The following is a 20,082-nucleotide window of genomic DNA, read 5'->3' on the forward strand; positions in this document are numbered from 1 at the left end:
CCGCATGCCGGTGGGATTTTTCATATCTGGGCGGATACTGCCTAACCTTATGAGACACCTGCCCGTTTCGCCGACAGAATCATGACCGAACTCGTGCTAACGCTTGTCAGTGCTGCGCTGCTCAACAACTTCGTGTTGCACTGGCCGCTGGGCGTCGATCCGCTGTTGGCGGGCAATCGTCGCCAGGTGCACGCGCTGGGTTTGGCGACGTTGTGTCTGATGTTGATCGTTGGCGTGATCGGTTACGTAATCTGGCATTGGTTGCTGGTGCCGTTTCACCTTGAAGCCCTGCGGTTGTTGGTATTTCTGCCATTGAGCGTTTTACTGATCGCGCCACTGCTGAAAATGCTGGCGCGCGGGCTGCCGAATCTGCCCTTCGAAGGTTTGTGGCCGTTGTTGCTGGGCAACGCCGGTGTACTCGGGCTGGCGCTGATCAACGCGCAAAACGATCGAGGCCTGCTGCAGGCCACTGCGCTGAGTCTCGGCGCCGGGCTGGGCTTCTGGCTGGTGCTGAGCCTGTTCTGTGATTTGCGCGAGCGTACGGCCGACAACGATATTCCACTGCCCTTTCGCGGCTTGCCGATCGATCTGATCGGTGCCGGACTGATTGCAGTGATTTTTCTCGGATTCAGTGGACTGATCAAAACATGAGTCTGATTCAACGCATCGATGCCCTCCTGCCGCAGACCCAATGCGGCAAGTGTGGCCATCCCGGATGCAAGCCCTATGCACAAGGCATCGCCGAGGGCGAGCCGATCAACAAGTGCCCGCCGGGCGGTGACGAAACCATCGCTGCACTGGCTGAACTGCTGAAAGTGCCGGTGCTGGAACTGGACATCAGTCGCGGTTCGGCGCCACCTCAAGTCGCCTATATCCGCGAAGCCGAATGCATTGGCTGCACCAAGTGCATCCAAGCCTGCCCGATCGACGCAATTGTCGGCGCAGCGAAACTGATGCACACCGTGATCATCGATGAATGCACCGGTTGCGACCTGTGTGTCGCGCCGTGCCCGGTGGATTGCATTGAAATGCACCCGCTGCCGCTCGGCACATTGCCGGTGGTCGGCGGTCTGGCCTTGAGCCTCGACGAGCAACGCGCCCGCGCCGCCAAACGTGATCACGCGCGTCAGCGCTTCGAGCGGCGCAATGAGCGTCTGCAACGCGAAGAACAGCACAAACAGGCTGAGCGAGAGGCGCGGGCAAAACGGGCGGCGCAACCTGAAGTGACCGCCACCGATCCGGTGCAGGCGGCGCTGGAGCGAGTGCGTGCGCAGAAAGCAGCGACCGCAGATGCAGCACTGAAGAAAGCCAAGATCGATGTGGCGATGAGCCGTGCGCAATTGCACAAATCGTTGAAAGCCTTCGGCCATCCGCCGACATTCGAGCAGCAGTCGCAACTGATCGTGTTGCAGCAGCAGTTCGAAGCGGCAGAACTGGCCTTGGCGAAACTTGAAAGCAGTGCAACGCCGGCGCCCATAGTGCCCGCTCCCGCCAAAGACGCCGATCTGAAACGCGCGAAGATCCAGTTGGCCATGCGCCGCGCTGAACTGAAAAAAGCACAAACCGCCGAAGCGGCGCCCGATCAGATCGCCGCGCTGGAACAAGCGCTGCGCGACGCCGAGCAGGCCCTGCACGCCGCCGAAGCCATCAGCGAGCAGCCATTGCCTGACTTGGTGCGCGTCGAAAAACGTCCGATCGACAGCCAGCTTCGCCAGCTGAAAACCGAATTGGCCTACGCCCGCGCGGACCTCAATAAACTCGAACGGCGCGCCGACACGCCCACAGAAATGCTCGACAAGGCCCGCGCCCGCCTGCAAGACGCCGAGCGCCAGGTGCAAGACCATGTCGCCCCTTGAAACGCCGGACAATCGCCTGCAACAGGCGATGAAGCTGGTACTGCTGGCGACGTTGCCGGGGCTGCTGGCGCTGTTCTGGTTTTACGGTTGGGGCGTGTTGATCAATCTGCTGCTGTCTCTGCTCACCGCGCTGATTGTCGAGGCTGCGGTGCTCCGTCTGCGTCGACAACCCATGCAGCCGACGCTGAGCGACGGCAGTGCGCTGGTGAGCGCGACGTTGCTGGCTGCCGCCCTGCCACCCTACTGCCCCTGGTGGCTGACGGTGACGGCCATTGCCTCGGGTTTGCTGTTCGGCAAGCATGTATACGGTGGCGTCGGGAAAAACCCCTTCAACCCGGCAATGCTCGGCTTCGCGCTGGCCATGGTGATGTTCCCGCAGCCGATGACCCATTGGCCGGCCCACGGCGTGGATCTGACCGCCGCTTTTCAACAGGTGTTCGGCGCAGGTGTGGCACCGGACGCCTGGGCACAGGCCACCGTGCTGGACAGCCTGCGCATCAACAAAAGCCTGACCATGGACGAATTGTTCGCCAGCAACCCGGCCTTCGGCCGCTTTGGCGGACACGGTGTGGAATGGGTGAATCTGGCGTTTCTTGCCGGCGGGCTGTTTTTGCTGAAACGCCAGGTCTTTGCCTGGCACGCTCCAGTGGGCATGCTTGCCAGCCTGTTTGTCGTCAGCCTGCTGTGCTGGAATGGTTCAGGGTCGAACTCGCATGGATCGCCGCTGTTTCATCTGCTTAGCGGCGCAACCATGCTGGGCGCGTTCTTCATCATCACTGAACCGGTCTCCGGCGCGAAAACCGCGCTCGCCCGTCTGCTGTTCGGTGTCGGCACAGGGCTGCTGACTTATTTGATCCGCGCCTGGGGCGGATACCCGGATGGTGTGGCGTTTGCGGTATTGCTGATGAATCTTGGCGTACCGGCGCTGGAGCGATTTGCCGCTGCTCGTCAGTCAGAGGTGAGCCCATGAATCGCACGGTCAGCGCGGTGACTGTTGTCTTGCTGGCCGTCATCGGCATCGCTGCGACGTACGTTGTACAACGCATTAACGCACCGCAGATTGCCGCCGCGCAGCGCTTGATCGAAACCCGCAAACTGCTTGATTTGCTGCCGCTTCAAACCTACGACAATCAACCATTGGAACAACCTTTGGCCGTGGCCGACATTGCCTTGCGCCATAGCACGTTGACGGGCGGTTATCGCGCGACCCTGGGCGGCAAGACTGTAGCGATACTGCTGCGAAGTCAGGCCCAGGGTTATGCGGGCGCCATCGAGTTGTTGATCGCTGTGGATGCCAACGGCAGATTGTTGGGTGTCAAAACCCTCAAACAGGCCGAAACGCCAGCACTCGGCGGGCATCTCGGTGACTGGCCGAATGCCTGGCTGCAGACGTTTATCGGCAAATCGGGCAATGAGCCGACAGAGGCGGGCTGGGCACTGAAAAAAGATCAAGGACAGTTCGACCAAATGGCCGGAGCAACCATCACCTCTCGCGCCGCAATCAGCGCGATCCATGATGCATTGCGCTATTTCGATGAACATCGTGCGGCACTGCTGGGGAGCGGCACATGAACCGGTCGGCGGCTATTTCGAACGCCTTGATGCTGACCCTGCTGCTTGGCACCAGCGAGTCATTGGCAGGTGCGCTGGGTACATTATTGATGTTCGCCACGGTGGTGAGCCTCTATGGCCTGTGCATGTCCGCTTTACGCTCACGACTCACAGGCACAAGTGTATTGCTGGCAAGCCTGCTGCTCGCCGCGACTTTCACCAGTTGCGCAGAGCTTATGGTGCAACGCTGGTTTCTACCCTGGCAGCAAGCATTCGGCCTCTATACCAGCCTGTTCGCCTTGCAATGCGTGGTGCTGGAGCACAATGGTTTCTGGCACCAGTCGCTGACCGCGCGCTTCAAGCTTTGCGTTATGTTCGGCAGTTTAATGCTGATGCTCGCCGGACTGCGTGAGCTCATCGGTCACGGTAGCCTGGGCCGGGGACTCGCCGAATCATGGCCAGGTATTGTTGTATTCAGCGAAGGGCTGCATTTGATCACCTTGATACCCGGCGCTTTTATTTTGTTGGCACTGCTGCTTGCGGCGCGCCAGGCGTTGATTCGCCCGAACTCAATTTCCAAGGAAACACATCGTCCATGAATGCTGCAAAACGTCTGGAGATTTTTCGCCGCCTGCACGAAGACAATCCGGAGCCGAAGACCGAGCTGGCCTACTCCTCGCCGTTCGAGTTGTTGATCGCCGTGATTCTTTCAGCGCAGTCGACCGACGTCGGTGTCAACAAGGCCACGGCGAAGCTGTTCCCGGTTGCCAATACACCGGCCGCGATACACGCCTTGGGTGTCGACGGTCTATCCGAATACATCAAGACGATCGGTCTCTACAACAGCAAGGCCAGGAACGTCATCGAAACCTGCCGTTTGCTGGTTGAACGCCATGGCAGCGAGGTTCCGCAAACCCGTGAAGAGCTCGAAGCCTTGCCCGGAGTGGGCCGCAAAACCGCTAACGTAGTGCTCAACACGGCTTTCCGGCAACTGACCATGGCTGTCGACACCCACATATTTCGGGTCAGCAACCGCACCGGCATTGCCCCGGGCAAAAACGTGGTCGAGGTAGAAAGAAAGCTGATGAAGTTTGTACCCAAAGAATTCCTGCTCGACTCTCATCACTGGCTGATTCTGCACGGCCGCTATGTGTGTCTGGCCCGCAAGCCGCGCTGCGGCAGTTGCCGCATCGAAGACTTGTGCGAATACAAAGACAAAACTTCGGACGATTGACCGGCTATTGGAATAATTGATGAGTCGATTGAAAAAATCTTTTTTACCCGCCGCTGGAATGTCGATATAAGGAGCGCCAAAGGCATTCTTAGCCGGGAGTCAGCTTATGAGTAGCGACAAAGACCAACTGGATGTAGATGACGATATCGCTGCAGAAACTGATGACGCCGAACCTGTGGTCGAAGTCGCCAAGACCAATCTGAGCAAGCGCCGCACCATCGATAACCTGCTTGAGGAGCGTCGACTGCAAAAACAATTGGCCGAGTTCGATTTTGATGACTGATATTTGAAAGCCTCCCGAACCGGAGGCTTTTTACTTTCTGCAGCTAGCTGGATTCGATCGGCCCATGACCCTGTCAGCTACTACAGGTATTCAGACCAGACCATTGCGCTGCGCCAACTCGATCAGGTCAACCAGGGAACGTGCATTAAGCTTCAACAACAAGCGTGTCTTGTAAGTGCTCACGGTTTTGTTACTCAAAAACATGCCATCGGCGATTTCCTTGTTGGTCTTTCCCCGTGCCAACTGCTGTAACACCATCATTTCCCGACCGGACAGACGATCCACCATGTCGGCCTCACTGGCATTGCCCAGACTGGTTCGCACCGTATGCAAAGCCTGATTGGGGAAATAACTGTAGCCTGACAATACCGCCTTTATTGCACTGAGCAATTCGGTCAGGTCCTGCTGTTTGCAGACATAGCCGGCCGCCCCCGACTGCATGCAGCGCATTGAAAAATGCCCGGGAGCCTGTGAAGTCAATACCAGGACTTTAACAGGCATGGCCGTCGAAGTCAGACGCGCGATAACTTCCAGACCATCAAGCTTCGGTATTCCAATATCCAGAATAACAATATCCGGCATTTGTTCTCGAGCCAGTTGTAACGCATCCACACCGTTATCAGTCTCTGCGATGACTTCGTAGCCATGACGCTCCATCAGCATACGCACCGCAAGACGAATGACAGGATGATCATCTACGATCAGCACTTTATTCATGGGCAAGTCCAGTTTCGCTGTTCGAATTTTTAGAACACGCACAATATCCCAGCCACTTGCTCGATGGCATGCCAGGATAATCATGCACTTGCATCGAAAGACATGCCCTACAATCATTGCGGATTAATCCTACAAAAAACCGCTACCCCTAGAAAAAACCCACGCCATTGCCTCCTGTGCAAGCAGCAATACTTCCCTGTTTACATTGTTACAGGCTACTTCCAGCAGCGCTGAAATCGTGACTCGCCACTGCGATCAATAACGCCCGAGCCGCGCTGAACAAACTCAAATGGCGGATCAAAGCAACACGAATTCACATTATAAACATCAAGCAATATCAGCTAGAGAGAAACACACCAGCTTAGCCAAAATATAAACACCTGAAACAAGATATTTATACCTGACGATTTGTTTTTGCTATAAAAACAAACATCTCGGAAAACAACTACCAAACAACAACTCAACACCCACCAACTCGATAACTATGAGAAAGACCAGACAGAAGAGCCAAAGCATGTTGAAAATAAAAAACAAAATCACCAGCCCAATGACCGTCATTGCCATATTTGCCGCTATCTCGGAAACATCAGCCGCGATCTCGCTACCGTTTCTCGACAATAAGGACCGGGAAATATACGTGTGGTTTTTGATCAGCTTTCCGTTTTACTTGTTATTTCTTTTCTTTATCACACTTAACTTCAACTACCGCTCCCTCTACTCACCCTCCGACTTCGGTAAAGACAAAAACTTTCTAAAAGTAATCGATAACAACGATCGCGAAAACAAACGACACACCTCGTCCCAGGAACCTGCCACGCAGGGTGTATTTGGACTATCAAGATGTATCGTGCCAAGTGAGTCAAACACTGCCGATCGGCAAGATTCGTGCAAGATCCACAACGCACCTGACCCACCGACGGACATCAACAAAAAGCCGAACCTGATTGTTCAGCACAACATTCAGTTACCTGCATGGATCAGTAACCTGCACCTCATTGATGCGAGGGATGTCGATGAGGCGAGGGAGTTAGCCACGATTCTGGAAAACATCCGAACCCTCGACAGAAAAACTGCCCGGGTAGTGGTCTTCCTTTCCAATCACGTGTCGGATGTTTTACTGACGAAAAACGCACTGCTGCAAAGCAAGCAGGTAAAAAAGGGCTCGAGCAAGACGCTCTGTATCGTCTATAACCTGTGTTCGCAAGCAGTGACGCTGATGGCACGTACATGAAAGATGAGTCTTGGCGACAAGCGCGAAGACCACAAACACGGCTCAATCAGATCCAGACCAGGAATCATGCAAAAAGGGCGACCTTGTCTCGATGACAAGGCCGCCCTTTTCATTACACGTCAGTCTGCAACGCTTAGAACAGCTTGCGGCCCTTGTTGGCAGCAATGCGCATGCGCAGCGCGTTGAGCTTGATGAAGCCCGCCGCGTCAGCCTGGTTGTACGCACCGCCATCTTCTTCGAAGGTCGCGATGTTGGCATCGAACAGCGAATCGTCGGACTTGCGGCCGGTAACGATCACGTTGCCTTTGTACAGCTTCAGGCGCACAACGCCGTTCACGTTGACCTGCGAGGCATCGATCATCTGTTGCAGCATCAGACGCTCAGGGCTCCACCAGTAACCGGTGTAGATCAGGCTGGCGTATTTCGGCATCAGCTCGTCTTTGAGGTGAGCGACTTCCCGGTCCAGGGTGATCGATTCGATGGCGCGGTGAGCGCGCAGCATGATGGTGCCGCCCGGGGTTTCGTAGCAGCCACGGGACTTCATGCCGACGTAACGGTTTTCGACGATGTCGAGACGGCCGATACCGTGAGCACCACCGATCTTGTTCAGCGTCGCCAGCACGGTGGCCGGAGTCATTTCAACGCCGTCCAGTGCAACGATGTCGCCGTTGCGGTAGGTCAGTTCCAGGTACTGTGGTTTGTCAGGAGCGTTCTCCGGGGAGACGGTCCATTTCCACATGTCTTCTTCGTGCTCGGTCCAGGTGTCTTCCAGCACGCCGCCTTCATAGGAGATGTGCAGCAGGTTGGCGTCCATCGAGTACGGGGACTTCTTCTTGCCGTGGCGCTCGATCGGGATCGCGTGCTTCTCGGCGTAGTCCATCAGCTTCTCGCGGGACAGCAGGTCCCACTCGCGCCAAGGGGCAATCACTTTTACGCCAGGCTTGAGTGCATAGGCACCCAATTCGAAACGCACCTGATCGTTGCCCTTGCCGGTGGCGCCATGGGAAATGGCATCAGCGCCGGTTTCGTTGGCGATTTCGATCAGACGCTTGGCGATCAGCGGACGTGCGATGGAAGTACCCAGCAGGTACTCACCCTCGTAAACGGTGTTGGCGCGGAACATCGGGTACACGAAATCACGCACGAATTCTTCGCGCAGATCGTCGATGTAGATTTCTTTGACGCCCATGGCCTGAGCCTTGGCGCGGGCCGGCTCGACCTCTTCGCCTTGACCGAGATCAGCGGTGAAAGTCACCACTTCACAGTTATAAGTATCCTGCAGCCACTTGAGGATCACCGAAGTGTCCAGGCCGCCGGAATACGCCAGAACGACCTTGTTTACGTCCGCCATGCCATCACTCCACGGGGTTCTACGGAAAGCCGAGGAGTCTACCGCTCAAACGCGATAATTTACAGAGGCGCGACAGCTTAAGACGACAAAGCGACAGAATCTGTCGAGAGCGCGACGATGACCGACGGGTCAGGAAGTCGCTGCAGTGCTGGCTGGCGTGCTCGCTTGAGGCGCAGGTGCGGGGCTGACCGGCGCCACGCGTGCCAGTTTTACATTGACCCGACGGTTCTTCGCGCGATTGGCCGCATTGGTGTTCGGCACAATGGGATATTGCTCGCCGTGGAAACGCACGGTGATCTGCGATTCCTGAATACCATTGGCCTTGAAGAAGTCGACCACCGCCAGCGCGCGGCGCCGCGACAGTTCGCGGTTGGTCAGGCGATTACCGCTGTTATCGGAATGGCCGTCGAGTTCGATGTGATTGACCGTCGGGTCGGCCTTCATGAATTCGAGCATCACTTGCAGCTTGGCCTTGGCGGCGGAATCGAGGTCAACGCCCTCGCCGGGGAAGCCGATCTGCGATTGTTTGATCTGCTCGAAATTCTGCGGCAGCAATTTCGCCACACACGTCTGGTAATCGTTGAAGGCCTTGCTGAATTTGACCGGCAGCAAGCGGACTTCCGATACCCGACCATCACCCGACGCGCGACGTACTACCGGGCTGCGACCGTCCAGCAGGCCACTGATCAGACCACCGGCCTGGGACTGCGAGCTGTTAAACAATACGTTGCCGCTGCCGAGCCTCACGGATCCGAGATTGATGTCGCCCCGCCCCGGTTGCCAAGGCGCCGCCGCCGCGAGCAAGGTCGCTGAACCGCCGCCAAGCATGGCGTTGTAAGCATTCAGACGAAATATCGCCTGCTCACCGGCCTTGCGCACGAACTCACCCGAGCCGAAATCAGTGATCGGCTGGGTCAGACGACATTCGAACTTGTCCCCGGCGACCGTCCACTCAATGTTCTCCAGACGGGTCTGGTACGTGAGCGCCATCGCGGGAAGGCTGGCAAACACACTGAGCAAGGCTAAATAACGCTGGCGCACGGGAGGCTCCATTGGCTTCTGAAACACAAAGACCGATTCACACTATGTTTACGGCATACCTACGGGATATCGGAAGGTTCTGGCAAAACTTGATAGCGAGTGCCTGCAAGAGTCTTTTCCGGTAGCATTCGCCTCAGTTTGACCCGCCTGGAATCCCCTCATGTCCGACCGCCTGACCCTGCTGCGTCCCGACGACTGGCACATTCATCTTCGCGATGGTGCCGTGTTGACCAATACCGTTGCCGATGTTGCGCGCACTTTTGGCCGCGCCATCATCATGCCCAACCTGGTACCTCCGGTGCGCAACGCCGCTGAAGCCGACGGCTATCGCCAGCGGATTCTCGCTGCCCGCCCGGCCGGCAGTCGCTTCGAGCCGCTGATGGTGCTGTACCTCACCGACCGCACCCAGCCCGAAGAAATTCGTGAAGCCAAGGCCAGTGGTTTTGTCTACGCCGCCAAGCTGTACCCGGCCGGCGCGACCACCAACTCCGATTCCGGCGTGACCAGCATCGACAAGATTCTGCCAGCGATCGAAGCTATGGCCGAAGTCGGCATGCCGCTGTTGATCCACGGTGAAGTCACCCGTGGCGACGTCGATGTGTTCGACCGCGAAAAAATCTTCATCGATGAACACATGCGCCGTGTGGTCGAGCGCTTCCCGACGCTGAAAGTGGTGTTTGAACACATCACCACCGGCGACGCCGTGCAGTTCGTCAACGAGGCTTCGGCCAACGTCGGCGCGACCATCACTGCGCACCACCTGCTCTACAACCGCAACCACATGTTGGTTGGCGGAATTCGGCCGCATTTCTATTGCCTGCCGATCCTCAAGCGCAATACGCATCAGGAAGCCCTGCTCGACGCCGCCACCAGCGGCAGCGCGAAGTTCTTCCTCGGCACCGACTCGGCGCCGCACGCCCAGCACGCCAAGGAAGCCGCCTGCGGCTGCGCCGGCTGCTACACCGCGTACGCCGCCATCGAGATGTACGCCGAAGCCTTCGAACAGCGTAATGCGCTGGACAAACTCGAAGCCTTCGCAAGCCTCAACGGCCCACGTTTCTACGGCCTGCCGGCAAACACCGATCGCATCACCCTGGTTCGTGAAGAATGGACCGCCCCGACCAGCCTGCCATTCGGCGAGCTGACCGTTATCCCGCTGCGCGCCGGTGAAAAACTGCGCTGGCGCCTGCTGGAGGAACACGCGTGAGTGAAGACCATTTCGACGACGAACTGGACGGTCAAAGTGGCGGCGGCGGTTCTCGTCACCCGATGGCAGCACGCTTTCGCGGCTACCTGCCGGTTGTCGTCGACGTAGAAACCGGCGGCTTCAACTCGGCCACCGATGCGTTACTGGAGATTGCTGCGACCACCATCGCCATGGATGAAAAGGGTTTCGTTTACCCCGATCACACCTACTTCTTCCGCGTTGAGCCTTTCGAAGGCGCCAACATCGAAGCAGCAGCGCTGGAATTCACCGGGATCAAGCTCGATCACCCGCTGCGCATGGCCGTCAGCGAAGAAACCGCGCTGACCGACATCTTCCGTGGCATCCGCAAAGCGCTGAAGGCCAACGGCTGCAAGCGCGCGATTCTGGTCGGCCACAACAGCAGCTTCGACCTCGGCTTCCTCAATGCCGCCGTCGCGCGACTGGACATGAAGCGCAACCCGTTCCACCCGTTCTCCAGCTTTGACACCGCGACGCTGGCCGGTCTTGCCTACGGTCAAACCGTACTGGCAAAAGCCTGCCAGGCCGCCGACATCGATTTCGATGGCCGTGAAGCGCACTCCGCGCGTTACGACACCGAGAAAACCGCTGAGCTGTTCTGCGGCATCGTCAATCGCTGGAAACAGATGGGCGGCTGGGAAGATTTCGACGACTGATCCTCGCTAAGTAAATCCCGCGCATAAAAAAACCGGCCACATGGGCCGGTTTTTTTCTACCTCAACGTTGCGCCTTACAGGGCAGCAGCGTTCTCGGTCAGGTAAGCCGCAACGCCTTCTGGCGAAGCGTTCATGCCTTTGTCGCCTTTTTTCCAGTTGGCAGGGCAGACTTCGCCGTGCTCTTCGTGGAATTGCAGAGCGTCGACCAGACGGATCAGCTCTTCCATGTTACGGCCCAGTGGCAGGTCGTTGATGATCTGCGAGCGGACAACGCCTTTGTCGTCGATCAGGAACGCGCCACGGAAGGCTACGCCGCCTTCGGATTCAACGTCGTAAGCCTTGGCGATGTCGTGCTTCATGTCGGCAGCCATGGTGTATTTCACCTGACCGATGCCGCCATTGTTCACTGGGGTGTTGCGCCATGCGTTGTGAGTGAAGTGCGAGTCGATCGACACAGCGATCACTTCAACGTTGCGTGCCTTGAAGTCAGCCATGCGGTTGTCCAGAGCGATCAGCTCGGACGGGCAGACGAAGGTGAAGTCCAGTGGGTAGAAGAACACCAGGCCGTATTTGCCTTTGATGGCCGAGGACAGGGTGAAGCTGTCAACGATCTCGCCATTGCCGAGTACGGCCGGGACGGTGAAGTCAGGGGCTTGTTTGCCTACGAGTACGCTCATTGATATCTCCTGGTGTAAAAACTTGAAGTTCAGGGTCCGCGCCAGCCTGCCACCCTCAGGCGACAGCCCTGTGACACGAACCCCCTTCGCAAGGGCCGACCATCATACACTGCGAATTTGGCCTGTCCTTAACGGTTTTTCAAAGCAGGCGCAGAACGGCGCTGCATTTCCGGGGCCAGGCAAATCGCCAGTAATCACCGTTCGTCAGTCACCGCTGTCAATCGGCAAAAGCCTTCCGAAAGCACTTTGACAATCATTCTCGTTAACATTAAGATCCATCGCAATTGAGTCACAACCAGCGACGGTTCTCACTTATGTATGTTTGTCTCTGCACTGGCGTCACCGACGGACAGATCCGCGAAGCGATCTATGAAGGTTGCTGCAGCTATAAAGAAGTCCGCCAGGCCACCGGCGTCGCCAGCCAATGCGGCAAATGTGCCTGCCTTGCCAAGGAAGTCGTCCGCGAAACCCTGACGAAGCTGCAAACCGCTCAGGCTGCGATCCCTTATCCGGTAGAATTTACTGCCGCGTAATAACCCCTATTTCAAAGAACCGGACTTATGTCCGGTTTTTTTATGCCTGAAAATCAATTGCTTAGGCTCCAGACGCGGAACACAAACATTCTTATTCCGATTAATTTTCATATATTATTCAATAACTTAGGTTTGACACTTATAAGTACGAAGCTCAAACTCTGCCGTATATACAGCGAATACAGGGCAGGACTCCGATCATGAAAGGCGACATTACAGTCATCCAGCATCTCAACAAGATCCTTGCCAATGAGCTGGTCGCGATCAATCAGTACTTCCTGCATGCGCGCATGTACGAAGATTGGGGTCTGAACAAGCTCGGCAAGCACGAATACAAAGAATCCATCGACGAGATGAAACACGCGGACAAGCTGATCAAGCGCATCCTGTTCCTCGAAGGCCTGCCGAACGTGCAGGACTTGGGCAAGCTGCACATCGGCGAGCACACCAAGGAAATGCTGGAGTGCGACCTGCGTATCGAGAAGACCGGCCACGCTGACCTGAAGACCGCGATTGCGCATTGCGAAACCGTCGGTGACTTCGGTAGCCGTGAACTGCTTGAAGACATTCTCGAATCCGAAGAAGAACATATCGACTGGCTGGAAACCCAACTGGGCCTGATCGATAAAGTCGGTCTTGAGAACTATCTGCAATCGCAGATGGGCGAAGAGTAGGAGCTGCCGAAGGCTGCGATCTTTTCAGATTGCACCGGCAACTTGCAGTAACGTTTCGAACGCACTAAAAAGCCCCGCCCTCTTTCGAGTGGCGGGGCTTTTTATTGGCTGGAGATCAAAAGATCGCAGCCTCGTTTCACTCGACAGCTCCTACACCAGCAGCTGTCGCATGAAACCTCGCTGATCAAGCTTCGGACTTGTTCGCCGCTGCCGCTTCAACAGCAGACTTGATGGTGGTTTGCAGCGAACCGTCTGCAGCCATCTCGGTCATGATGTCGCTACCGCCGACCAGCTCACCGCCAACCCACAGTTGCGGGAAAGTCGGCCAGTTGGCGTACTTCGGCAGGTTGGCGCGGATTTCCGGGTTCTGCAGGATGTCCACGTACGCAAACTTTTCGCCACACGCCATTACAGCCTGCGCAGCTTTCGCGGAGAAGCCGCACTGCGGGGCATTCGGCGAGCCTTTCATGTAAAGCAGAATGGTGTTGTTGGCAATCTGCTCTTTAATCGTTTCGATGATATCCATGGAGCACCTCGGCTGAACTTTCCGACTCATGGGTCGGCACGGTGACGCATTGTAACGGAATCCCGAGCGCCATGCTCGGTCTCCCCGACGGTCACGCTCAAGCCGCCGCCACAGTGACCGGCACGCCGTTCAGCGCCGCATTGCCGGACAACTCGTCGAGCTGACACTCATCGGTCAGGTCATTGGCACTCGACCCCGGCTGACCGCTGGCAATCGCCATCTGCACGCCCGGACGCGCATGGCCCCAACCATGCGGCAGGCTGACCACGCCTCTCATCATGTCGAGGCTACCGAGCACTTCCACCTCGATCTGCCCGACCCGTGAACTGACGCGCACCCGTTGACCATCGTTGAGTCCACGGCTGGCGAGGTCGTCCGGGTGCATCAGCAACTGATGGCGCGGCTTGCCTTTCACCAGACGGTGATAGTTGTGCATCCACGAATTGTTGCTGCGTACATGGCGACGGCCGATCATCAACAGCTCATCAGCAGCAGGCGCCTGCAACGCTGCAAACCGTGCGAGGTCGGCAAGGATCTCTGGCGGCGCGGCCTGTACATGCTGGTTTGGCGTATTCAGACGCGGCGCCAGATTCGCTTTCAGCGCGCCGAGATCGATCCCGTGAGGATGATCAAACAGCGTCGCCAACGAGAGTTTTTGTTCGCACGCGTCACCGTACATACCCATGCGCAGGCCCATGTCGATCATCTTCGAGGGCGGCATGGTCGGCTTCAGTTCTTTGCCGGTTTTCTCGGCGAAGGCCTTGGCCAGGCCCACAAAGATCTCCCAGTCATGCAACGCGCCCTCGGGTTTGGCGAGGATTGCACGGTTGAAGCGGGTGACATTGCGCACCGCAAACAGGTTGAACGTGGTGTCGTAGTGATCATTTTCCAGGGCCGAGGTCGACGGCAGAATCAGATCGGCGTAACGCGTGGTCTCGTTGATGTACAGATCAATGCTGAGCATGAACTCCAGACCGTCCAGCGCCTGCTCCAGTTGCCGCCCGTTCGGCGTCGACAACACCGGGTTGCCGGCGACGGTGATCAACGCGCGAATCTGCCCCTCGCCTTCAGTCAGCATCTCTTCGGCCAGCGCCGAGACTGGCAACTCACCGCCGTACTCGGGACGCCCGGAAACACGGCTTTGCCATTTGTTGAAATGCCCGCCCGAGGTGGATGCCACCAGGTCCACCGCCGGCTCTGTGCACAACGCCCCGCCAACGCGATCGAGGTTGCCGGTGACGAGATTGATCAACTGCACCACCCAATGACACAGCGTGCCGAAAGCCTGCGTCGACACGCCCATACGGCCATAGCACACCGCGCTTGGCGCGGCGGCGAAGTCGCGGGCCAGTTGGCGGATCTGTTCGGCAGGCACGGCGCACAGCGGGCTCATGGCTTCAGCAGTGAAACCTGCGACGGCCGCGCGAACCTCATCCAGCCCATCAACGGGCAAATGGCTTTCGCGAGTCAGGCCTTCGCTGAACAGTGTGTTGAGCACGCCAAACAGCAATGCAGCATCGCCACCCGGGCGCACGAACAAATGCTGATCGGCTATCGCCGCCGTCTCGCTGCGCCGTGGATCGACCACCACCACTTTGCCGCCACGCGCCTGAATCGCTTTTAAACGTTTCTCTACATCCGGCACGGTCATGATGCTGCCGTTGGACGCCAGCGGATTACCGCCGAGGATCAGCATGAAATCGGTGTGGTCGATGTCCGGAATCGGCAGCAGCAGGCCGTGGCCGTACATCAGATAGCTGCTCAGGTGATGCGGCAACTGATCGACCGAGGTCGCCGAGAAGCGATTGCGCGTTTTCAACAGCCCGAGGAAATAGTTGCTGTGGGTCATCAGCCCGTAGTTATGCACGCTCGGGTTGCCTTGATAGACCGCCACGGCGTTCTGCCCATGACGCTCCTGAATCGCCGCCAGCCGCTCGGCCACCAGCGCAAAGGCCTCGTCCCACTCGATTGGCAACCATTCGCTGCCAACCCGGCGCATCGGCTGACGCAGGCGATCCGGATCGTTCTGAATGTCTTGCAGCGCCACGGCTTTGGGGCAGATGTGGCCACGGCTGAAGGTGTCGAGCGCATCGCCTTTGATCGAGGTGATCGCGACATTGCCATCGGTTTCGGTAGTCTCGATGGTCAGCCCGCAAATGGCCTCGCACAGGTGGCAGGCACGGTGATGGAGAGTCTTGGTCATGGCCAGTCTCTGTCTTGTTCTGGGCGGGCAATCACGCCCGCGGGAACAAAACTATGGCCCCGGCGCAGGTCCGGCGCCAGCGACGTTCGTCTTGTGAATCGACGGTTATCAGGCGAGCCGATAGACCGCCGCGCTCAACTCGATGGAAGCTGCGGAGGTGCTGCCAGCTGGATTTCCTGGATGGTTTCGATCTGCTCATGGGCGACGTGAACGCCAGTGAGTTCGCCGATCAATCGCCAGTGCTCGTCGAGCCCGGCGCTGATGGTTGCCATGCGATCGATCATGTGGCGGCCGGCGCTCTTGACGACTTCGTCTTCGCTGCGCAGCAGTTCGAACGACATTGAGGTGACCGACGCGGTGAGATGGGTCAGAGAGCGAGCCGTGTGGCCCAGCAATTCCATTAACAGTTTTTCTTTCGATTCCATGCGGAGGCTTCCTGCGTCGCTCGAAACTTATTTATAACCCAGCACTTTGCTTTAGCAAATGTTTCAGCTCGAGCATCCGACCAAGTGGTGGCATGGCGCCACGGTCGTAAACCGACTCAGCGTGCTCCATCCCCGCCACACCGCATTGCCAAGCCCTGCGAGGCCAGTGTACAAAGGGACTCGCTGCTGTCCTGAACCCGGCTTCAAATGCGCGACTGCAACATCCGGTGCGCCCTCCGAATCCCGCAAAAACCGTAGCCTATTGGCGTAACGCGACATTTAGTGTCAATATCGCGCCTCCCCCTATTTCGTCGCCCCGTGCGGCTTACGCCGCAGGTCTCGCCCGTTGTTCCGTTAAACAAGGCTTTGAGCATCTGCGGTTTGTAGCAAAAGGTAGTCAATGATGAGCGCAAGGCACTTTCTCTCCCTGATGGATTGCACGCCCGAAGAGCTGGTCAGCGTGATCCGTCGAGGCGTTGAGCTCAAGGACCTGCGTAACCGCGGCGTACTGTTCGAGCCTCTGAAAAACCGCGTACTGGGCATGATTTTCGAGAAGTCCTCGACCCGTACGCGCATCTCCTTCGAGGCCGGCATGATCCAGCTCGGCGGTCAGGCGATCTTCCTGTCGCCGCGTGACACCCAACTGGGCCGTGGCGAACCGATCGGCGATTGCGCCATCGTCATGTCGAGCATGCTCGATGCGGTGATGATCCGTACCTTTGCTCACAGCACCCTGACCGAATTCGCCGCCAACTCGCGCGTGCCAGTGATCAACGGCCTGTCCGATGATCTGCACCCGTGTCAGTTGCTGGCCGACATGCAGACTTTCCTTGAGCATCGTGGCTCGATTCAGGGCAAGACCGTGGCCTGGATTGGCGACGGCAACAACATGTGCAACAGCTATATAGAAGCCGCGATGCAGTTCGACTTCCAGTTGCGCATCGCGTGCCCGGAAGGCTACGAGCCCAACCCTGAATTCGTCGCCAAGGCCGGTGATCGCGTGACCATCGTTCGCGACCCGCAAGACGCCGTACGTGGCGCGCACCTGGTCAGCACCGATGTCTGGACTTCAATGGGCCAGGAAGAGGAAACTGCCAAGCGCCTCAAGCTGTTCGCGCCGTTCCAGGTCAACCGTGCACTGCTCGACCTCGCTGCCGAGGACGTGCTGTTCATGCATTGCCTGCCGGCGCACCGTGGCGAAGAAATCAGTCTCGACCTGCTTGATGACCCGCGCTCCGTCGCCTGGGATCAGGCAGAAAACCGTCTCCACGCACAGAAGGCCCTGCTCGAGTTCCTCGTTGAACCGGCATATCACCACGCATGAGCCATGAATTACTGCTGAACCTGCGCAACCTCGCTTGCGGTTATCAAGATCAACGTGTGGTGCAGAACCTCAATCTGCACCTCAACGCCGGTGACATCGGTTGCCTGCTCGGCTCCTCCGGCTGCGGCAAGACCACCACCCTGCGCGCCATCGCCGGTTTCGAACCGGTGCACGAGGGCGAAATCACCCTCGGCGGCGAAACCATCTCCAGCGCCGGTTTCACCTTGGCGCCGGAGAAACGCCGGATCGGCATGGTGTTCCAGGACTACGCGCTGTTCCCGCACTTGAGCGTTGCCGACAACATTGCCTTCGGCATTCGCAAGCACCCGCACAAAGAGCGGGTCACCGAAGAGCTGCTTGAACTGGTCAACCTGAAAAACCTCGGCAAGCGCTTCCCGCACGAATTGTCCGGCGGCCAGCAACAGCGTGTCGCCCTCGCCCGAGCCTTGGCGCCGGAACCGCAATTGCTGCTGCTCGATGAGCCATTCTCCAACCTCGATGGCGAACTGCGCCGCAAGCTCAGTCATGAAGTGCGCGACATTCTCAAGGCCCGTGGCACCAGCGCGATCCTCGTGACCCACGATCAGGAAGAAGCCTTCGCTGTCAGCGACCACGTTGGTGTGTTCAAGGAAGGTCGCCTGGAGCAGTGGGACACGCCGTACAACCTGTATCACGAACCGGCAACGCCGTACGTGGCCAGCTTCATCGGTCAGGGTTACTTCATTCGCGGCCAGCTCGACAGCCCGGAATCGGTGCAGACCGAACTGGGTGAGCTGCGTGGCAATCGGGCTTATACCTGGCCGATTGGCGGGGCGGTGGATGTATTGCTGCGCCCGGATGACATCGTTTATGCGCCGGACAGTGGCTTGAAAGCACGGATTGTCGGCAAGACCTTCCTGGGTGCTTCGACGCTGTATCGCCTGCAGCTGCCGACGGGTGCGCAGCTGGAATCGATATTCCCCAGCCATGCTGATCATCAGGTGGGGGCGGAGGTGGGGATTCGCGTAGCCGCTGAACATCTGGTGTTGTTCCAGGCATCGGGCAGCACCGCCGCACAAATCCCGGCAGTGGAAAACGGCGTCCGCCGCTACAGTACCGCCCTCTGATCCAGCCCGGATCAACACTGTGGGAGCGAGCCTGCTCGCGAATGCGATGTATCAGTCACAGATGATTTGACTGACCGACCGTATTCGCGAGCAGGCTCGCTCCCACAGGTGTTTTTGAACTAGCCCAACAACAATGTGCCGCTGGCAACCAGTGTCGCATTGCCGCCAATCTTCACCCGCTCGCCCTCTAGCCGACAAAACAACTCCCCGCCCCGTGCCGAACGCTGGCAAGCAGTCAGGCTCGACTTGCCCAGACGCTTGGACCAATACGGGATCAGGCTGCAATGCGTCGAGCCGGTCACCGGGTCTTCATTGATACCGATTGCCGGTGCGAAATAGCGCGAGACGAAGTCGTGCTGATTGCCGCGCGCCGTAACGATCGCGCCCAGCCACGGCAGCTTGGCCAAGGCAACCATGTCCGGCTGGCAATCGAGCACGGCCTGCTCTGATTCCAGCACCACAAACAGTTCGTTGGAGCCAAGTACATCGACCGCTTCGACACCCAGCGCCCGCTCAACGTCGACAGTCACACCAATCTCAGACGGCACGATCGACGGGAAATCCAGCCATAACCGATCACCTTCCCGTGTGACGCTCAGCGGACCGGATTTACAGGTGAAGTCGATACGTTCGGCGCTTTCCTTGTAAATCTCGAACAGCACATAAGCACTGGCCAGCGTAGCGTGCCCGCACAATGGCACTTCGGTGGTCGGGGTGAACCAACGGATATGCCAGGCCTGACCTTCGCGTACCAGAAACGCAGTTTCCGCCAGATTGTGTTCGGCGGCGATCTTCTGCATCAGCTCATCCGCGAGCCAGGCGTCCAGCCGATAGACCATCGCCGGATTGCCACTGAACGGCCGATCACTGAACGCGTCAACCTGATGAAACTCGAGCTGCATAACCTTCTCCCTAAGTCAGTCGCCAGAGCATGCAACCACGAGGCGATCAGCGCCAGTGACAGAACCGGCGAATTTTCTGCATACAGCGATCACGTTCACGCGCGGCCGATATCGGCAAATTTCGCCTGGGTATGCTCGGCGAGCACGGCGGGTGCCAGTTCGACCTCCAGGCCTCGCCGACCGGCGCTGACATAAATAGTCGCAAAACCCTGAGCCGAGTTATCAATGAAGGTGCGCAGGCGCTTTTTCTGCCCCAACGGACTGATGCCTCCCAACAGATAACCGGTGGAGCGCTGTGCGGCCGCCGGGTCAGCCATCTCGACTTTTTTCACTCCCGCCGCATGCGCCAGACCTTTGAGATCGAGGCTTCCGACGACCGGCACCACCGCCACCAGCAACTCACCTTTTTCGCTGGCCGCCAGCAAGGTTTTAAACACCTGCGCCGGCTCCAGCGCCAGTTTCTCAGCGGCCTCCAGCCCATAGGAGGCAGCTTTGGGGTCATGTTCGTAACTGTGCACGCGATGTTCGGCACGAACTTTTTTCAACAAGTCCAACGCAGGGGTCATG

At 58.0% G+C, this 20,082-nt stretch carries 23 protein-coding genes; 14 read left to right on the forward strand and 9 right to left on the reverse strand.

Features of this window, described 5'->3' with window-relative positions:
• Positions 1-81: 81 nt before the first annotated feature.
• From U6037_RS22935 to U6037_RS22965, 7 genes are all read left to right on the forward strand, one after another.
• Complete coding sequence (locus tag U6037_RS22935; protein ID WP_322844633.1) at positions 82-651, forward strand: electron transport complex protein RnfA; 570 nt, start codon at positions 82-84, stop codon at positions 649-651.
• Complete coding sequence (rsxB, locus tag U6037_RS22940) at positions 648-1,856, forward strand: electron transport complex subunit RsxB (RefSeq protein ID WP_322844634.1); 1,209 nt, start codon at positions 648-650, stop codon at positions 1,854-1,856. The genes U6037_RS22935 and rsxB overlap by 4 nt, the downstream gene beginning before the upstream one ends.
• Positions 1,843-2,826 (forward strand): RnfABCDGE type electron transport complex subunit D, encoded by a 984-nt coding sequence (locus U6037_RS22945; RefSeq protein WP_322844635.1) that lies wholly within the window; start codon positions 1,843-1,845, stop codon positions 2,824-2,826. The genes rsxB and U6037_RS22945 overlap by 14 nt, the downstream gene beginning before the upstream one ends.
• Positions 2,823-3,428, forward strand: coding sequence for an RnfABCDGE type electron transport complex subunit G (locus U6037_RS22950; RefSeq protein WP_322844636.1), 606 nt, complete (start codon positions 2,823-2,825; stop codon positions 3,426-3,428). The genes U6037_RS22945 and U6037_RS22950 overlap by 4 nt, the downstream gene beginning before the upstream one ends.
• Positions 3,425-4,006, forward strand: a complete 582-nt coding sequence (locus U6037_RS22955) for an Rnf-Nqr domain containing protein (protein ID WP_322844637.1) — start codon at positions 3,425-3,427, stop codon at positions 4,004-4,006. The genes U6037_RS22950 and U6037_RS22955 overlap by 4 nt, the downstream gene beginning before the upstream one ends.
• Complete coding sequence (gene nth, locus U6037_RS22960) at positions 4,003-4,641, forward strand: endonuclease III (protein WP_322844638.1); 639 nt, start codon at positions 4,003-4,005, stop codon at positions 4,639-4,641. Before U6037_RS22955 ends, nth begins: the two co-directional genes overlap by 4 nt.
• Positions 4,642-4,747: 106 nt before the next feature.
• Positions 4,748-4,924, forward strand: coding sequence for a PA3496 family putative envelope integrity protein (locus tag U6037_RS22965; protein WP_322844639.1), 177 nt, complete (start codon positions 4,748-4,750; stop codon positions 4,922-4,924).
• 90 nt (positions 4,925-5,014) lie between these two features.
• Here U6037_RS22965 and U6037_RS22970 read toward each other — a convergent pair whose 3' ends face one another.
• Positions 5,015-5,641 carry a response regulator transcription factor gene (locus U6037_RS22970; RefSeq protein ID WP_122598861.1) on the reverse strand — a complete coding sequence of 209 codons (627 nt, stop codon included), beginning with the start codon at positions 5,639-5,641 and terminating at the stop codon, positions 5,015-5,017.
• A 514-nt stretch (positions 5,642-6,155) separates the two neighbouring features.
• Here U6037_RS22970 and U6037_RS22975 point away from each other — a divergent pair.
• Positions 6,156-6,872 (forward strand): hypothetical protein, encoded by a 717-nt coding sequence (locus tag U6037_RS22975; RefSeq protein WP_322844640.1) that lies wholly within the window; start codon positions 6,156-6,158, stop codon positions 6,870-6,872.
• Between the two features lie 133 nt (positions 6,873-7,005).
• On the opposite strand, the gene U6037_RS22980 is transcribed toward U6037_RS22975, so the two are convergent.
• Together U6037_RS22980 and U6037_RS22985 are read right to left on the reverse strand one after the other, a co-directional pair.
• Positions 7,006-8,223 carry an argininosuccinate synthase gene (locus U6037_RS22980; protein WP_016986656.1) on the reverse strand — a complete coding sequence of 406 codons (1,218 nt, stop codon included), beginning with the start codon at positions 8,221-8,223 and terminating at the stop codon, positions 7,006-7,008.
• A 129-nt stretch (positions 8,224-8,352) separates the two neighbouring features.
• The gene (locus U6037_RS22985; RefSeq protein ID WP_322844641.1) at positions 8,353-9,264 is read right to left on the reverse strand and encodes a flagellar protein MotY; all 912 of its coding nucleotides are present in this window, start codon (positions 9,262-9,264) and stop codon (positions 8,353-8,355) included.
• 160 nt (positions 9,265-9,424) lie between these two features.
• Here U6037_RS22985 and pyrC point away from each other — a divergent pair, with 160 nt between their 5' ends.
• Together pyrC and rnt are read left to right on the forward strand one after the other, a co-directional pair.
• Positions 9,425-10,471 (forward strand): dihydroorotase, encoded by a 1,047-nt coding sequence (gene pyrC / locus U6037_RS22990; protein WP_007916661.1) that lies wholly within the window; start codon positions 9,425-9,427, stop codon positions 10,469-10,471.
• Positions 10,468-11,145 carry a ribonuclease T gene (gene rnt, locus U6037_RS22995; protein ID WP_007916667.1) on the forward strand — a complete coding sequence of 226 codons (678 nt, stop codon included), beginning with the start codon at positions 10,468-10,470 and terminating at the stop codon, positions 11,143-11,145. Before pyrC ends, rnt begins: the two co-directional genes overlap by 4 nt.
• A 74-nt stretch (positions 11,146-11,219) precedes the next feature.
• Here rnt and U6037_RS23000 read toward each other — a convergent pair whose 3' ends face one another.
• Positions 11,220-11,822 (reverse strand): peroxiredoxin, encoded by a 603-nt coding sequence (locus tag U6037_RS23000; RefSeq protein WP_003227723.1) that lies wholly within the window; start codon positions 11,820-11,822, stop codon positions 11,220-11,222.
• 314 nt (positions 11,823-12,136) lie between these two features.
• Between U6037_RS23000 and U6037_RS23005 the strand changes: the two genes are divergently transcribed.
• Together U6037_RS23005 and bfr are read left to right on the forward strand one after the other, a co-directional pair.
• Complete coding sequence (locus tag U6037_RS23005; protein ID WP_003227725.1) at positions 12,137-12,355, forward strand: bacterioferritin-associated ferredoxin; 219 nt, start codon at positions 12,137-12,139, stop codon at positions 12,353-12,355.
• A gap of 200 nt (positions 12,356-12,555) precedes the next feature.
• Complete coding sequence (gene bfr / locus U6037_RS23010) at positions 12,556-13,029, forward strand: bacterioferritin (RefSeq protein WP_007916671.1); 474 nt, start codon at positions 12,556-12,558, stop codon at positions 13,027-13,029.
• 184 nt (positions 13,030-13,213) lie between these two features.
• Here the strand turns inward: bfr and grxD are convergent, their stop codons facing one another.
• The 3 genes from grxD to U6037_RS23025 all read right to left on the reverse strand — a co-directional run bounded on the left by grxD (position 13,214) and on the right by U6037_RS23025 (position 16,183).
• Positions 13,214-13,555, reverse strand: coding sequence for a Grx4 family monothiol glutaredoxin (grxD, locus tag U6037_RS23015; protein WP_007916674.1), 342 nt, complete (start codon positions 13,553-13,555; stop codon positions 13,214-13,216).
• Between the two features lie 97 nt (positions 13,556-13,652).
• On the reverse strand, positions 13,653-15,758 hold the full coding sequence (locus U6037_RS23020; RefSeq protein ID WP_322844642.1) for a molybdopterin oxidoreductase family protein: 2,106 nt from the start codon (positions 15,756-15,758) through the stop codon (positions 13,653-13,655).
• Positions 15,759-15,892: 134 nt separating this feature from the next.
• A complete protein-coding gene (locus U6037_RS23025; RefSeq protein WP_007916677.1) occupies positions 15,893-16,183 on the reverse strand; it encodes a hypothetical protein in 291 nt (96 codons plus the stop codon).
• Between the two features lie 403 nt (positions 16,184-16,586).
• Between U6037_RS23025 and argF the strand changes: the two genes are divergently transcribed.
• On the forward strand, positions 16,587-17,507 hold the full coding sequence (argF, locus tag U6037_RS23030; RefSeq protein WP_242206651.1) for an ornithine carbamoyltransferase: 921 nt from the start codon (positions 16,587-16,589) through the stop codon (positions 17,505-17,507).
• The gene (locus U6037_RS23035) at positions 17,504-18,613 is read left to right on the forward strand and encodes an ABC transporter ATP-binding protein (protein ID WP_322844643.1); all 1,110 of its coding nucleotides are present in this window, start codon (positions 17,504-17,506) and stop codon (positions 18,611-18,613) included. The genes argF and U6037_RS23035 overlap by 4 nt, the downstream gene beginning before the upstream one ends.
• Positions 18,614-18,732: 119 nt before the next feature.
• Here the strand turns inward: U6037_RS23035 and U6037_RS23040 are convergent, their stop codons facing one another.
• Together U6037_RS23040 and ybaK are read right to left on the reverse strand one after the other, a co-directional pair.
• A complete protein-coding gene (locus tag U6037_RS23040; protein ID WP_242206654.1) occupies positions 18,733-19,515 on the reverse strand; it encodes a PhzF family phenazine biosynthesis protein in 783 nt (260 codons plus the stop codon).
• Between the two features lie 95 nt (positions 19,516-19,610).
• The gene (ybaK, locus tag U6037_RS23045; RefSeq protein ID WP_003227741.1) at positions 19,611-20,081 is read right to left on the reverse strand and encodes a Cys-tRNA(Pro) deacylase; all 471 of its coding nucleotides are present in this window, start codon (positions 20,079-20,081) and stop codon (positions 19,611-19,613) included.
• Position 20,082: the final 1 nt, after the last annotated feature.

It is taken from the genome of Pseudomonas sp. B33.4 (assembly GCF_034555375.1).
GTDB lineage: Bacteria > Pseudomonadota > Gammaproteobacteria > Pseudomonadales > Pseudomonadaceae > Aquipseudomonas.